At 71.9% G+C, this 14,925-nt stretch carries 14 protein-coding genes; 10 read left to right on the forward strand and 4 right to left on the reverse strand.

Annotation, left to right across the window (positions count from 1 at the left end; genetic code table 11):
* The first annotated feature begins 91 nt into the window (after window positions 1-91).
* The 10 genes from ACZ7RU_RS20260 to ACZ7RU_RS20305 all read left to right on the forward strand — a co-directional run bounded on the left by ACZ7RU_RS20260 (window position 92) and on the right by ACZ7RU_RS20305 (window position 10,130).
* Window positions 92-532: a Rieske (2Fe-2S) protein gene (locus tag ACZ7RU_RS20260; protein ID WP_470342307.1), complete on the forward strand. Its 441-nt coding sequence runs from the start codon at window positions 92-94 to the stop codon at window positions 530-532.
* Window positions 533-616: 84 nt separating this feature from the next.
* Entirely contained in the window at window positions 617-2,641 is a 2,025-nt protein-coding gene (gene uvrC / locus ACZ7RU_RS20265) for an excinuclease ABC subunit UvrC (protein WP_470342308.1), read from the forward strand.
* Window positions 2,642-2,759: 118 nt separating this feature from the next.
* The gene (gene rapZ / locus ACZ7RU_RS20270; protein ID WP_037830760.1) at window positions 2,760-3,644 is read left to right on the forward strand and encodes an RNase adapter RapZ; all 885 of its coding nucleotides are present in this window, start codon (window positions 2,760-2,762) and stop codon (window positions 3,642-3,644) included.
* A 63-nt stretch (window positions 3,645-3,707) separates the two neighbouring features.
* Window positions 3,708-4,805, forward strand: a complete 1,098-nt coding sequence (locus tag ACZ7RU_RS20275) for a gluconeogenesis factor YvcK family protein (RefSeq protein ID WP_470342446.1) — start codon at window positions 3,708-3,710, stop codon at window positions 4,803-4,805.
* Window positions 4,796-5,776: a DNA-binding protein WhiA gene (whiA, locus tag ACZ7RU_RS20280; RefSeq protein WP_049649611.1), complete on the forward strand. Its 981-nt coding sequence runs from the start codon at window positions 4,796-4,798 to the stop codon at window positions 5,774-5,776. The genes ACZ7RU_RS20275 and whiA overlap by 10 nt, the downstream gene beginning before the upstream one ends.
* 372 nt (window positions 5,777-6,148) lie before the next feature.
* Entirely contained in the window at window positions 6,149-7,156 is a 1,008-nt protein-coding gene (gap, locus tag ACZ7RU_RS20285) for a type I glyceraldehyde-3-phosphate dehydrogenase (RefSeq protein ID WP_030238422.1), read from the forward strand.
* A gap of 154 nt (window positions 7,157-7,310) precedes the next feature.
* The gene (locus ACZ7RU_RS20290; RefSeq protein WP_470342309.1) at window positions 7,311-8,522 is read left to right on the forward strand and encodes a phosphoglycerate kinase; all 1,212 of its coding nucleotides are present in this window, start codon (window positions 7,311-7,313) and stop codon (window positions 8,520-8,522) included.
* Window positions 8,523-8,527: 5 nt separating this feature from the next.
* Window positions 8,528-9,313: a triose-phosphate isomerase gene (gene tpiA, locus ACZ7RU_RS20295; protein WP_470342310.1), complete on the forward strand. Its 786-nt coding sequence runs from the start codon at window positions 8,528-8,530 to the stop codon at window positions 9,311-9,313.
* 87 nt (window positions 9,314-9,400) lie between these two features.
* Window positions 9,401-9,637, forward strand: coding sequence for a preprotein translocase subunit SecG (secG, locus tag ACZ7RU_RS20300; protein WP_380668215.1), 237 nt, complete (start codon window positions 9,401-9,403; stop codon window positions 9,635-9,637).
* Window positions 9,638-9,842: 205 nt separating this feature from the next.
* Window positions 9,843-10,130 carry an RNA polymerase-binding protein RbpA gene (locus tag ACZ7RU_RS20305; protein WP_223245297.1) on the forward strand — a complete coding sequence of 96 codons (288 nt, stop codon included), beginning with the start codon at window positions 9,843-9,845 and terminating at the stop codon, window positions 10,128-10,130.
* 92 nt (window positions 10,131-10,222) lie between these two features.
* On the opposite strand, the gene pgl is transcribed toward ACZ7RU_RS20305, so the two are convergent.
* The 4 genes from pgl to tal form a co-directional block, all read right to left on the reverse strand.
* Window positions 10,223-11,011 (reverse strand): 6-phosphogluconolactonase, encoded by a 789-nt coding sequence (gene pgl / locus ACZ7RU_RS20310; protein WP_470342311.1) that lies wholly within the window; start codon window positions 11,009-11,011, stop codon window positions 10,223-10,225.
* Window positions 11,008-12,108, reverse strand: coding sequence for a glucose-6-phosphate dehydrogenase assembly protein OpcA (opcA, locus tag ACZ7RU_RS20315; protein WP_470342312.1), 1,101 nt, complete (start codon window positions 12,106-12,108; stop codon window positions 11,008-11,010). Before opcA ends, pgl begins: the two co-directional genes overlap by 4 nt.
* On the reverse strand, window positions 12,105-13,661 hold the full coding sequence (gene zwf, locus ACZ7RU_RS20320; protein ID WP_470342313.1) for a glucose-6-phosphate dehydrogenase: 1,557 nt from the start codon (window positions 13,659-13,661) through the stop codon (window positions 12,105-12,107). The genes opcA and zwf overlap by 4 nt, the downstream gene beginning before the upstream one ends.
* Window positions 13,662-13,722: 61 nt before the next feature.
* Window positions 13,723-14,865, reverse strand: coding sequence for a transaldolase (gene tal / locus ACZ7RU_RS20325; RefSeq protein WP_470342314.1), 1,143 nt, complete (start codon window positions 14,863-14,865; stop codon window positions 13,723-13,725).
* Between the last annotated feature and the right edge of the window lie 60 nt (window positions 14,866-14,925).

Raw genomic sequence — 14,925 nt, forward strand, 5'->3', positions numbered from 1 at the left:
CCCGCACCGCCGGGTGGCCCGGGAGCGGCGGCGTGGTGCGGCATAGACTCCCGTGGTCCCTCGCAGCCGCAGCAACCGTAGGAGCGCACCGATGTCCGAGGCCCCCGAGACCAGCCCCACCGCCTCCCGTCGCACCCTGCTCTGCGGGGCCGCGGCCGTCCTGGCGGCCGGCGGCTCCGTCGCGGTCACCGGATGCGGCTCGTCCGCCTCCTCCTCCGGCACCAGCGCCCCCAAGGGCCCGGTCGACCTCGGCCCGGCCTCGGCCGTGCCGGAGGGCGGCGGCAAGGTCTACCGCGAGCAGAAGATCGTGGTGACCCAGCCCACCGCCGGCCAGTACAAGGCGTTCAGCGCCAAGTGCACCCACGCCGGCTGCGTCGTGGACCAGGTGAAGAACGCCCAGATCCAGTGCCCCTGCCACGGCAGCCGGTTCGCCATCGCGGACGGCGCCGTGCAGGACGGCCCGGCCCCCACCCCGCTGCCCGCCTACACCGTCACGGTCGAGGGCGGCAACCTCAAGGTGACCCCGAGCTGAGCCAGTTGACCGCCTCCCGACCGCCACGGTCCCCCTTGACGATCTCCACTCCGCGGCCCCGTCCCCACTCGGTACGGTGGACCCATGGCTGACCCGAGCACCTATCGCCCCGCGCCCGGTGCGATCCCGACCTCCCCCGGTGTCTACCGGTTCCGCGACGCCCACGGCCGGGTCATCTACGTCGGCAAGGCCAAGAGCCTGCGGCCCCGGCTCTCGTCCTACTTCCAGGACCTGGCCGGGCTGCACCCGCGCACCGCGACCATGGTCACCACCGCCGCCTCGGTGGAGTGGACCGTGGTCGGCACCGAGGTCGAGGCGCTCCAGCTGGAGTACTCCTGGATCAAGGAGTTCGACCCGCGGTTCAACGTCAAGTACCGCGACGACAAGAGCTATCCGGAACTCGCCGTCACCCTCAACGAGGAGTACCCGCGCGTCCAGGTGATGCGGGGGGCGCACCGGAAGGGCGTGCGCTACTTCGGCCCGTACGGGCACGCCTGGGCGATCCGCGAGACGGTCGACCTGCTGCTGCGCGTCTTCCCCGTCCGCACCTGCTCCAACGGCGTCTTCAAGCGCGCCCGCCAGGTCGGCCGGCCCTGCCTGCTCGGCTACATCGGCAAGTGCGCCGCGCCCTGCGTCGGCAAGGTCTCCGCGGACGAACACCGGGCGCTCGCCGAGGACTTCTGCGACTTCATGGCCGGGCGCACCGGCAACTACCTGCGCCGGCTGGAGGTCGAGATGCAGGAGGCCGCCGCCGAGCTGGAGTACGAGAGGGCGGCCCGGCTGCGGGACGACATCGGCGCCCTCAAGCGCGCGATGGAGAAGAACGCCATCGTGCTCGCCGACGCCACCGACGCCGACCTGCTGGCCCTCGCCGAGGACGAACTCGAAGCCGCCGTGCAGATCTTCCACGTCCGCGGCGGCCGGGTCCGCGGCCAGCGCGGCTGGGTCACCGACAAGGTCGAGGACGTCGACACCGCCGGCCTGGTCGAGCACGCCCTCCAGCAGCTCTACGGCGGCGGCGAGTCCGTCCCGCGCGAGGTGCTCGTCCCCGCCCTGCCCGAGCCGGTGGAGCCGGTCCGCGAGTGGCTGAGCGGCCTGCGCGGCAGCCAGGTCGACCTGCGCATCCCCCAGCGCGGCGACAAGAAGGACCTGATGGCCACCGTGCAGCGCAACGCCCAGCAGGCGCTCGCGCTGCACAAGACCAAGCGCGCCTCCGACCTCACCACCCGCAGCCGCGCCCTCCAGGAGATCGCCGACGCGCTGCGACTGGACTCCGTCCCGCTGCGCATCGAGTGCTACGACATCTCGCACCTCCAGGGCGAGGACGTGGTCGCCTCCATGGTCGTCTTCGAGGACGGCCTGGCCCGCAAGAGCGAGTACCGGCGCTTCCAGATCAAGGGCTTCGAGGGCCAGGACGACGTCCGCTCGATGCACGAGGTGATCAGCCGGCGCTTCCGCCGCTACCTCCAGGAGCGCGAGCAGACCGGCGAGTGGGCCGTCCCCGAGGAGGACGACCCCGACACCGGCGACGGCGGCACCCGGGACGGGGACGGCCGCCCCAAGCGCTTCGCCTACCCGCCCCAACTCCTGGTCGTCGACGGCGGCCAGCCGCAGGTCGCCGCCGCCAGGCGCGCCCTGGACGAGCTGGGCATCGACGACGTCGCGCTGTGCGGCCTGGCCAAGCGACTGGAGGAGGTCTGGCTGCCCGGCGAGGACGACCCGGTGGTGCTGCCGCGCTCCAGCGAGGGCCTCTACCTGCTCCAGCGGGTCCGCGACGAGGCGCACCGCTTCGCGATCAGCTATCAGCGCAACAAGCGTTCCAAGCGACTCACCGCCGGGGAACTGGACTCCGTCCCGGGCCTCGGCGAGACTCGCCGCCGGGCGCTGCTCAAGCACTTCGGCTCGCTGAAGAAGCTCCGGGCCGCCACCGTGGACGAGCTCTGCGAGGTACCCGGCATCGGACGCCGCACCGCGCAGACTGTTGCGGAGGCGTTGTCGTCCCGTACACCCGCCGCACCCGCGGTCAACACCGCGACCGGCGAGATCATCGAGGACGGGGCCGAGCCGATGGCAGCACCCCGGACCGCACCATCCCAGGAGACGCCATGACGGCCGACGCCGCCCGTCAGCCGGTGTGCCCCGGCCCCGCCCGCCTGCCCGGGCCGGGGAAGGGCGGCCGAGCCGTACGCGTTCTCCCCAGCAGAAAGACCGAGAGCGGGGAACCGAAGTGACCGTGTCAGACGTGGCCGAGAACGCGCCGGAGCTGGTGATCATCTCCGGCATGTCCGGAGCCGGCCGCTCCACCGCCGCCAAGTGCCTGGAGGACCTCGGCTGGTTCGTGGTGGACAACCTGCCGCCGGCCCTCATCCCGACCATGGTCGACCTGGGCGCCCGCTCCCAGGGCAACGTCGCCCGGATCGGCGTGGTCGTGGACGTCCGCGGCCGGCAGTTCTTCGACGACCTGCTCACCTCGCTGGACGAGCTGGAGAAGCGCGGCGTCCGGCTCCGGGTCGTCTTCCTGGACTCCTCCGACGAGGCGCTGGTGCGCCGCTTCGAGAGCGTCCGCCGCCCGCACCCGCTCCAGGCGGACGGCCGGATCGTGGACGGCATCGCCCAGGAGCGCGACCTGCTGCGCGACCTGCGCGGCGAGGCCGACCTGGTGATCGACACCTCCAACCTCAACGTGCACCAGCTGCGCGCCAAGCTCGACGCCCAGTTCGCCGACCACGACGAGCCCGAGCTGCGCGCCACCGTGATGTCCTTCGGGTTCAAGTACGGCCTGCCGGTCGACGCCGACCTCGTGGTGGACTGCCGCTTCCTGCCCAACCCGCACTGGGTGCCCGAACTGCGGGCCCGCACCGGCACCGACGCGGACGTCGCCGACTACGTCTTCCAGCAGCCCGGAGCCAACGAGTTCCTGGACGGCTACGCCGAGCTACTCCGGATCGTGACCGAGGGGTACCGCCGCGAGGGGAAGCGCTACATGACGCTTGCCGTAGGCTGCACCGGTGGCAAGCACCGCAGCGTCGCCATGTCCGAGCGTCTGACCAAGCGTCTCATCGCCGACGGAGTCGAGACGGTGCTCGTTCACCGTGACATGGGACGGGAGTAACCGCCGCCTCCCTGCCGGGCCCGTCGGCGGAGCGGTCGGCGGGCCGAGGAACGCGAGGTGAGTGTGGCGGGATACGTGCCCGGGCGGCAGCCGCAGAGCAGGACCGGTGACCGGGCCGGGAGCCCGGCCCGGCCCACGGCGCCGGGCCGCCCGCGCAGCAGTCCCTCCCGCGCCAATCCGGCTCCCCGGATCACCGCGCTCGGTGGCGGACAGGGCCTGTCGGCCTCGCTGTCCGCGCTGCGCCGGCTCACCAGCGACGTCACCGCCGTGGTGACCGTCGCCGACGACGGCGGCTCCAGCGGGCGGCTGCGCGAGGAACTGGGCGTGCTGCCCCCGGGCGACCTGCGCAAGGCGCTGGCCGCGCTGTGCGGGGACGACGACTGGGGCCGCACCTGGTCCGAGGTGATCCAGCAGCGCTTCACCGGCAACGGCGAGCTCGGCGGCCACGCGGTCGGCAACCTGCTGATCGTCGCGCTCTGGGAGAAGCTGGGCGACCCGGTGGCGGCGCTGGACTGGGTCGGCCGGCTGCTCAACGTTCAGGGCCGGGTGCTGCCGATGTCGGCGGTGCCGCTGGACATCGAGGCGACCGTCCGGGGCCACGACCCGGCGCGCCCCGGCGAGGTCACGGCCGTCCGCGGCCAGGCCGACGTCGCGGTGACGCCGGGTACGGTGCAGTCGATCCGGCTGCTGCCGGACGCGCCGCCCGCCGTCCCGGAGGCGGTCACCGCCGTCCGGGAGGCGGACTGGGTGGTGCTCGGCCCCGGCTCCTGGTTCACCAGCGTGCTGCCGCACCTGCTGGTGCCCGAGCTCGCCGCCGCGCTCACCGAGACCCGCGCCCGCCGCCTGCTCACCCTGAACCTCGCCCCCCAGCCCGGGGAGACCGAGGGCTTCACCCCGCAGCGCCACCTGGAGGTCATCGCCGACCACGCCCCGGGCCTCGCGGTGGATGCGATCCTGGTGGACGAGCGCGCCGTCACCGGCGGGGCCTTCGGCCAGGCCGACCTGGACGGTCTGGAGAAGGCCGCCGAACGGATGGGCGCCGCTCTGGTGCTCGGCTCGGTGGCCCGCACCGACGGGACGCCGCGACACGACCCCGAGCTGTTGGCGGCAGCGTACGACCGGATTTTCCGGACACATGGAAGGATCGGGCCATGGCGATGACTCCAGCGGTGAAGGACGAGATCAGCCGGCTCCCGGTCACCCGGGCCTGCTGTCGCAAGGCGGAGGTGTCGGCGATCCTGCGGTTCGCGGGCGGGCTGCACATCGTGAGCGGCCGCATCGTGATCGAGGCGGAGCTGGACACCGGCGCGGCGGCGCGGCGGCTGCGCAAGGACCTGCTGGAGATCTTCGGGCACTCCTCGGACCTCGTGGTGATGGCACCCGGCGGGCTGCGCCGCGGCAGCCGTTTCGTGGTCCGGGTGGTCAAGGACGGGGAGCTGCTCGCCCGCCAGACCGGGCTGGTCGACGGCCGCGGCCGTCCGATCCGGGGTCTGCCCCCGGCGGTCGTCTCCGGGGCCACCTGCGACGCCGAGGCGGCCTGGCGCGGGGCCTTCCTGGCACACGGCTCGCTCACCGAGCCGGGCCGCTCCTCCTCGCTGGAGATCACCTGCCCCGGCTCCGAGGCCGCCCTCGCCCTGGTCGGCGCCGCCCGTCGGCTCGGCATCCCGGCCAAGGCCCGCGAGGTGCGCGGCGTGGACCGGGTGGTGATCCGGGACGGCGACGCGATCGGCGCCCTGCTGACCCGGCTCGGCGCGCACGAGTCGGTGCTCGCCTGGGAGGAGCGCCGGATGCGGCGCGAGGTGCGCGCCACCGCCAACCGGCTGGCCAACTTCGACGACGCCAACCTGCGCCGCTCGGCCCGCGCCGCGGTGGCGGCCGGCGCCCGGGTGGCCCGCGCGCTGGAGATCCTCGGCGACGAGGTGCCAGAGCACCTGGCCGCGGCCGGCCAGCTGCGGATGCAGCACAAGCAGGCCTCGCTGGAGGAGCTGGGCGCGCTCGCCGACCCGCCGCTGACCAAGGACGCGGTGGCCGGCCGGATCCGCCGCCTGCTGGCGATGGCCGACAAGCGCGCCTCCGAGCTCGGCCTGCCGAGCACCGAGGCCAGCCTCACCGACGAGATGGCGATGAACTGACGCTCACGCTCCGTGACGACACCACGGCCGGCGTCCCGCTCCCGGGACGCCGGCCGTCGGCGTCCGCGGACGGCCTCCCGGACGGCCCCCCGGGGGCGCTCCGGAGGGTCCCGCGGACCGGCTCCCGAACGGGCTTCCGGACCCGCCGGCCCTCCCGAATTGGTAGAGACCATTGGCCCGGGGCCAACTGCCCGACGGATCAGGGCCGGACGGCCTGAAAGCGGGTTTCGGCCGCGCCACGCCCAGTCTCAGCAGGCGGCGCGATGTGCCGTCCCAGGCCCGGGAGGGGTAGGGTCATAGGCGGTCGGGGACTTCCCAAATCTCACCCCCGTCGGGGCCCTGCCCCGGCGTACCTAACGAGGAGATCGGTTCGTGACGATCCGGGTAGGCATCAACGGCTTCGGCCGCATCGGCCGCAACTTCTTCCGCGCGGTCAAGGCTCAGGGCGCGGACATCGAGGTCGTCGGTGTCAACGACCTCACCGACACGAAGACCCTGGCTCACCTGCTCAAGTACGACACCACCCTGGGTACCTTCCCGGGCGAGGTCTCGCACACCGAGGACAGCATCACCGTCGACGGCCACACCTTCAAGGTGACCGCCGAGCGTGACCCCGCGAACCTTCCGTGGGCCGCCCTGGGCGCCGACATCGTCGTCGAGTCCACCGGCATCTTCACCAAGGCCGAGGCCGCGAAGAAGCACCTCGCCGCCGGCGCGAAGAAGGTCATCATCTCGGCGCCCGCCACCGACGAGGACGTCACCATCGTCCTGGGTGTCAACGACGAGAAGTACGACGCCGCCAACCACCACGTCATCTCCAACGCCTCCTGCACCACCAACTGCGTGGCGCCGATGGCGAAGGTGCTGAACGAGAGCTTCGGCATCGTCAAGGGTCTGATGACCACCGTCCACGCGTTCACCAACGACCAGGTCACCCTGGACTTCCCGCACAAGGACCTGCGCCGTGCTCGTGCGGCCTCGCAGAACATCATCCCGACCTCGACCGGTGCCGCCAAGGCGACCGCCCTGGTCCTGCCGGAGCTGAAGGGCAAGCTGGACGGCACCTCGCTGCGCGTCCCGGTCCCGACCGGTTCCATCACGGACCTGGTCGTCACCCTGGAGCGCGAGGTCACCAAGGACGAGGTCAACGCGGCCTTTCAGAAGGCCGCGCAGGAGGGCCCGCTCAAGGGCATCCTGGCCTACACCGAGGACCCGATCGTCTCCTCGGACATCGTGAACGACCCGGCCTCCTGCATCTTCGACTCGCAGCTCACCATGGTCCAGGGCAACCAGGTCAAGGTGCTCGGCTGGTACGACAACGAGTGGGGCTACTCGAACCGCGTCGTCGACCTGGTCACCCTCGTCGGCGGGCAGCTCTGACCTTGCGGGAGCTGACGTGATGTAGGGGCGAGGGCCCGGACGGCGTACGGTGCCGACCGGGCCCTCGTTCCGCGCTCAAGGACTTCTCAGGCGGCCCCTGCGCCGTGCCGCCTCACTGCGCATCAACCATCTCCCCAGGAGAGACCGAATCCCCGTGAAGACCATCGAAGAGCTCATCGAAGCCGGTGTCGAAGGCAAGCGCGTCTTCGTGCGCGCCGACCTGAACGTGCCGCTGGACGGCGACACGATCACCGACGACGGCCGGATCCGCGCCGTCGCGCCGACCATCGCCAAGCTGGCCGCGGCCGGTGCGAAGGTCGTCGTCGCCTCGCACCTCGGCCGCCCCAAGGGCGCGCCGGACCCGCAGTTCTCGCTCGCCCCGGCGGCCAAGCGCCTCGGCGAGATCCTCGGCAGGGACGTCGCCTTCGCCACCGACACCGTCGGTGACGGCGCCCGGGCCGTCGTGGCCGCGCTGGGCGACGGCGAGGTCGCGCTGCTGGAGAACCTGCGCTTCAACGCCGGCGAGACCAGCAAGGACGACGCCGAGCGCAAGGCCTTCGCCGAGCAGCTGGCCGCGCTGGCCGACCTGTACGTGGGCGACGGCTTCGGCGCCGTGCACCGCAAGCACGCCTCGGTCTACGACCTGCCGGCCCTGCTGCCGCACGCCGCCGGCGACCTGATCGCCACCGAGGTCGGCGTGCTGAAGAAGCTCACCGAGGACGTCGCCCGTCCGTACGTGGTGGTACTCGGCGGCGCCAAGGTCTCCGACAAGCTCGGTGTGATCGACAACCTGCTGAAGAAGGCCGACCGGATCCTGATCGGCGGCGGCATGGCGTACACCTTCCTCAAGGCCAAGGGCCACGAGGTCGGCATCTCGCTGCTCCAGGAGGACCAGATCCCGACCGTCCTCGGCTACCTGGCCGAGGCCGAGCAGCGCGGCGTCGAGTTCGTGCTGCCGAAGGACGTCCTGGTCTCCTCCGACTTCCCGGACCTCAAGACCAAGGCCCCGGCCAACCCCTCGACCGTCGCCGCGGACGCCATCCCGGCCGACCAGGAGGGCCTGGACATCGGCCCCGAGACCCGCGAGCTGTACGCGGCCAAGCTGGCCGACGCGGGCACGGTGTTCTGGAACGGCCCGATGGGCGTGTTCGAGCACCCGGACTACGCGAACGGCACCAAGGCCGTCGCGCAGGCCCTGACCGACAGCGACGCGTTCACCGTGGTCGGCGGCGGCGACTCCGCCGCGGCCGTCCGCATCCTGGGCTTCGACGAGAAGAAGTTCGGGCACATCTCGACCGGCGGCGGCGCCAGCCTCGAGTACCTGGAGGGCAAGACCCTCCCCGGTCTCGCCGCTCTGGAGGACTGAAACACATGACCGACCGTCTCCCGCTGATGGCGGGCAACTGGAAGATGAACCTCAACCACCTTGAGGCCATCCAGCACACCCAGAAGCTGGCCTTCGCGCTGGCCGACAAGGACTACGAGGCCGTCGAGGTCGCCGTCCTGGTGCCGTTCACCGACCTGCGCTCGGTGCAGACCCTGGTCTTCGGCGACAAGCTGAAGATCAAGTACGGCTCGCAGGACATCTCGCAGCACGACGGCGGGGCCTACACCGGTGAGGTGTCCGGCCCGATGCTGGCCAAGCTCCAGTGCACCTACGCGGTGGTCGGGCACTCCGAGCGCCGCCAGTACCACGGCGAGAACGAGGAGATCGTCAACGCCAAGGTGAAGGCCGCCTACCGCGCCGGGGTCACCCCGATCCTGTGCGTCGGCGAGCCGCTGGAGATCCGCAAGGCCGGCACCCACGTCGAGTACACCCTGGCCCAGCTGGACGGCGCCCTGGCCGACGTCCCGGCCCACCAGGCCGAGTCGATCGTGGTCGCCTACGAGCCGGTCTGGGCGATCGGCACCGGCGAGGTGGCCACCCCGGAGGACGCGCAGGAGGTCTGCGCCGCCATCCGCAAGCGGATCGCCGAGCTGTACGACGCCGAGCTGGCCGGCAAGGTCCGGGTGCTGTACGGCGGTTCGGTGAAGTCGTCGAGCGCGGCCGGCCTGATGGCCAAGCCCGACATCGACGGCGGCCTGGTCGGCGGTGCCTCGCTGGACGCCGACGAGTTCGTCAAGATCGTGCGCTACCGTGAGCAGGCAGTAGGCTAACGCCGCCGCAGCAACGTAGGCTTTGGGGCCGGACCGCCGTACGCGGCCCGGCCCCTTCGCCGAAGATACGAGAGAGTTGGTCCCGTCGTGGTTCTCGGGTTCTCGATTGCCCTGATCATCTTCAGTCTGCTGATGATCCTGCTGGTGCTGCTGCACAAGGGGAAGGGCGGCGGCCTGTCCGACATGTTCGGCGGTGGCGCGATGTCCACCGGCGGCGGTTCGGCGGTGGCCGAGCGCAACCTGGACCGCATCACCATCGTGGTGGGCGTGGGATGGTTCGCGTCCATCATCGTGCTGGGCCTGCTGATGAAGTCCTCGGTCTGACGTATCCCTGACGCCCCGTCGCCCCAGCGCCTATCCTGGAACGGTCGGGTGCGGAGGCGATGGTGGCGGATGCTTAACACCTGCTTACACTAGGACGACTTTCGCCACCGACGCGCACCGCGGCGGGTCGGCGCACCAGTACGCAGGGAGTCAGACCGTGGCAAGTGGCAATGCCATCCGTGGCAGCAGGGTCGGGGCCGGCCCGATGGGCGAGGCGGAACGCGGCGAGTCCGCCCCGCGCAACCGGATCTCCTTCTGGTGCGCGAACAAGCACGAGACCCGTCCCAGCTTCGCGGCCGAAGCGGCGATCCCGGAGACGTGGGACTGCCCGCGCTGCGGCTTCCCGGCCGGTCAGGACCAGCACAACCCGCCGGCGCCCTCGCGCAACGAGCCGTACAAGACCCACCTCGCCTACGTCCGCGAGCGGCGCACCGACGCCGACGGCGAGGCGATCCTGGCCGAGGCGCTGGCGAAGCTCCGCGGCGAGATCTGAGCACGACGCTCCTGCCGAACGGTCCGGGCACGACAGCACGAAGGGCGCCACCGTCCAACGACGGTGGCGCCCTTCGGCGTTGCCGGTACCGGTCAGGCCGAGGCCGGCGGGTAGAGCTGCGGCGGGATCCGCTCCGCGGCGGCGCGGTCCAGCAGCCACAGGGTGCGGCTGCGGCCGTACGCGCCGGAGGCGGGCGCCTGGAGCTCGCCGGGGCCGGACAGGGCCAGCGCGACCGCGCCCGCCTTGTCCTCGCCGGCGGCCAGCAGCCAGACCTCGCGGGCGGTGCGGATCGCCGGGAGGGTGAGCGAGATCCGGGTCGGCGGGGGCTTGGGGGCCCCGCGCACGCCGATCACGGTCAGCTCGGTCTCCCGCACGCCCGGGTGCTCGGGGAAGAGCGAGGCGACGTGGGTGTCCGGGCCGACGCCGAGCAGCAGCACGTCGAAGGCCGGGACGCCGAGCCGGTCGCCCGGGCCGGCCGCCTTCGCCAGCTCCTCGGCGTAACGGGCGGCGGCGGCCTCCACGTCCGAACCGTCCACCCCGTCCGAGGCGGGCATCTCGTGCACCCGCGCCGGGTCGAGCGGGACGGCGTCCAGCAGCTCGGCGCGGGCCTGGACGGCGTTGCGGTCCGGGTCGGCGGCGGGCAGGAAGCGCTCGTCGCCCCACCAGAGGTCCAGCCGGGCCCAGTCGACCGCGTCGCGCGCCGGGGAGGCGGCGATCGCGGCCAGCAGGGCGTTGCCGTTGCGACCGCCGGTGAGCACCACCGAGGCGCTGCCGCGGGCGGCCTGGGCGTCCACGATCCGGGTGATCAGCCGGGCCGCGGCCGCCTGGGCCATCAGCTCCTTGTCCCGGTGGACGACCAGCTGCGGGGTCGCGTTGGTCATGCGCCTTCCCTGGTGGTGCGCTTGCCGGCGGACTTCCGGGCCGGCTTCCTCTCCGCGGTCCCGGCGGTCGCCCGCTCCGGGTCGGCCGCGGCGGCCTCGGCGGCCTCCTCGACGGCCTCCTCGGCGACTTCCCGGGCGACCTTCTCGGCCGCCTCGGTCTCCGCGCCGGCCGGCTCGTGCAGCCGGTCGACGGGGGTGCGCACGGCCGTCGCGTAGATGTCGTCCGGGTCCAGGCGGCGCAGTTCCTCGGCGATCAGCTCCGAGGTCTCGCGCCGCTTGAGCGCCACCTGGCGGTCCGGCGAGCCGGGCATGGACAGCGTGCCCATCAGGCCGTCCGGGCGGTCCAGGGTGATGTCCCCGTCCTTGGTGCGCAGGCGCACCCCGGTGATGCCGGGGCCTGCGCTGACGACCCGCTCGACCGGCACGTGCAGCCGGTTGGTCAGCCAGAGGCCGAGCAGCTCGACGCTGGGGTTGTAGGACTCGCCCTCGACCACCGCGGAGACGATGGTGGACGGCCGCTGGTCCAGCGCGGCGGCCAGCATCGAGCGCCAGCCGGTGATCCGGGTCCAGGCCAGGTCGGTGTCGCCCGGGGCGTAGCTCTGCGAGCGCTGGGCGAGCTGGCCGACCGGGGACTCGGCGGTGACGGCGTCGGTGATCCGGCGCTGGGCGAGCGAGCCCAGCGGGTCCTGCGCCGGGTGCAGCGGCGCGTTGTCCGGCCACCAGACCACGGTCGGGGCGTCCGGCAGCAGCAGCGGCAGGACGACCGACTGGGCGTGCGCGGCGAGTTCGCCGTGCATGCGCAGGACGACCGTCTCGCCGGAGCCGGCGTCCGAGCCGACCAGGATCTCGGCGTCCAGCCGGGTCTCGGCGCGGGCCCGGGGCGAGCGCCCGGCGCGCTTGATCACCGCGAGGGTGCGCATCGGGTGCTCGCGGGAGGCGTCGTTGGCGGCCTTGAGGGCGTCGTACGCGCTGCCCTCGTCGGTCACGATCACCAGGGTGAGCACCATGCCGGCGGCGCCGGAACCGCGGGCCCGGCGGGCTTCCATCAGCGCGCCGTTGATCTTGCTGGACGTCGTGTTGGTGAGGTCGATCTTCATGGCCGGCGCCAGCTCCTGCCGTCTCGTGCGAGCATCTCGTCCGCCTCGACGGGGCCCCAGGTCCCCGCCGCGTACTGGGCGGGCTTGCCGTGGGCGTCCCAGTACTTCTCGATCGGGTCGAGGATCTGCCAGGAGAGCTCGACCTCCTGGTGCCGCGGGAACAGGTTGGCGTCGCCGAGCAGCACGTCGAGGATGAGCCGCTCGTACGCCTCCGGGCTGGACTCGGTGAAGGACTCGCCGTAGGCGAAGTCCATCGTGACGTCCCGGACCTCGAAGGAGGTGCCCGGCACCTTGGAGCCGAACCGCACCGTCACGCCCTCGTCCGGCTGGACCCGGATGACCAGGGCGTTCTGCCCCAGCTCCTCGGTCGCGTAGGAGTCGAACGGCAGGTACGGGGCGCGCTGGAAGACGACCGCGATCTCGGTGACCCGGCGGCCCAGCCGCTTGCCGGTGCGCAGGTAGAACGGGACGCCCGCCCAGCGGCGGTTGTTGATCTCCAGCTTGATGGCCGCGTAGGTGTCGGTCTTGGACTCGGGGTCGATCCCGTCCTCGTCCAGGTAGCCGACGACCTCCTCGCCGCCCTGCCAGCCGGAGGCGTACTGGCCGCGCACCGTGTGCCGCCCGAGGTCGGCCGGGAGCTTGACGGCGCTGAGCACCTTGAGCTTCTCGGCCACCAGCGCCTTGGGGTGGAAGGAGGCGGGCTCCTCGATGGCGGTGAGCGCCATCAGCTGGAGCAGGTGGTTCTGGATCACGTCACGGGCGGAGCCGATGCCGTCGTAGTAGCCGGCCCGGCCGCCGATGCCGATGTCCTCGGCCATGGTGATCTGCACGTGGTCGACGTACGACCGGTTCCAGATCGGCTCGAACATCTGGTTGGCGAAGCGCAGCGCCAGGATGTTCTGGACCGTCTCCTTGCCCAGGTAGTGGTCGATCCGGAAGACCTCGTCCCGGGGGAAGACCTCGTGGACGACCTTGTTGAGCTCCTGCGCGCTCTCCAGGTCGTGGCCGAAGGGCTTCTCGATGACCGCGCGGCGCCAGGAGCCCTGCGGCGGGTCGGCCAGGCCGTGCTTCTTGAGCTGCTGGACGACGGTCGGGAAGAACTTCGGCGGGACGGACAGGTAGAAGGCGAAGTTGCCGCCGGTGCCCTGCGCCTTGTCCAGCTCCTCGATGGTCTCGCGCAGCTTGTCGAAGGCCTCGTCGTCGTCGAAGGTCCCGTGGACGAAGCGCATGCCCTTGGCGAGCTGCTGCCAGACCTCCTCCCGGAACGGGGTGCGGGCGTGGTCCCGGACGGCGTCGTGGACCTCCTTGGCGAAGTCCTCGTCGTCCCACTCGCGGCGGGCGAAGCCGACGAGGGAGAAGCCCGGCGGAAGCAGACCGCGGTTGGCCAGGTCGTAGATGGCCGGCATCAGCTTCTTGCGGGACAGGTCGCCGGTGACCCCGAAGATGACCAGACCGGACGGCCCCGCGATGCGCGGGAGCCGTCGGTCGGAGGGGTCACGAAGCGGGTTGACGGGGGAGGGCGGGAGGTCGTCCGCGTCCGATTCCGAAGTCAACTCTGGGAAATCAGTGCTCACTTGATGGGCTCCGCTTTCGTGCGCTGGCTGTGAGCAGGGGTCACTTCTCGTCGGCGAAGGAGGCGAGCGAGGCGGTGACGGTGTCGAGCAGCTCGTTCCAGGACTGCTCGAACTTCTCGACGCCCTCGTCCTCCAGCACCTGGACGACGTCGTCGTAGTCCACGCCGGCGGCGGCGATCGCGTCCAGCACGGCCTTGGCGTCGGCGTAGTTGGGGACGATGGTGTTGCCGGTGACCACGCCGTGGTCGCCGGTGGCGTCCAGGGTGGCCTCGGGCATCGTGTTCACGGTGCCGGGAGCGACCAGCTCGGTGACGTACAGGGTGTCCGGCAGGGCCGGGTCCTTGACGCCGGTCGAGGCCCACAGCGGGCGCTGCGGCTTGGCGCCGGCGGCCTCCAGGGCGGCCCAGCGGGCGCTGCCGGCGGTCTTGCCGTCGACGCTGCCGAAGACCTCCTCGTACGCCTGGTAGGCGAGGCGGGCGTTGGCCAGGGCGGCCTTGGAGCGCAGGTTCCGGGCGTCGCCGCCGACCTTGTCCAGACGCTTGTCGATCTCGGTGTCCACGCGGGAGACGAAGAAGGAGGCGACCGACTCGATCTGGGAGAGGTCCAGGCCCTTGGCCTTGGCGGCCTCCAGGCCGGTCAGGCAGGCGTCGATGACGGCCTTGTAGCGCTCCAGCGAGAAGATCAGCGTGACGTTGACGCTGATGCCCTTGCCGATGACCTCGCTGATCGCGGGCAGGCCGGCCTTGGTGGCGGGGATCTTGATGAAGACGTTCGGGCGGTCGACCAGCCACCACAGCTGCTTGGCCTCGGCCACGGTGGTGGCGGTCTCGTGCGCCAGGCGCGGGTCGACCTCGATGGAGACGCGGCCGTCGCGGCCGTTGGAGGCGTCGTAGACCGGGCGCAGCACGTCGGCGGCGTCGCGCACGTCCGAGGTGGTGATCATGCGGATCGCCTCGTCGGTGGTGACCTTGCGGACGGCGAGGTCGCGCAGCTGGCCGTCGTAGGAGTCGTCGCCGGCGCCGGCGATCGCCTTCTGGAAGATGGTCGGGTTGGTGGTGACGCCCACCACGTGCTTGTTCTGCACCAGTTCGGCCAGGTTGCCGGAGTTCAGCCGCTTGCGGCTGAGGTCGTCCAGCCAGATCGCAACGCCTTCGTCGCTGAGGCGCTTCAGTGCGTCAGTCATGGTGCTTCAGTCCCTTGTTCTTCGTGCTTCGTGGGGTGGTCGGAGGGGGCCGCGTGCCCG

It is taken from the genome of Kitasatospora sp. NPDC114501 (assembly GCF_055633695.1).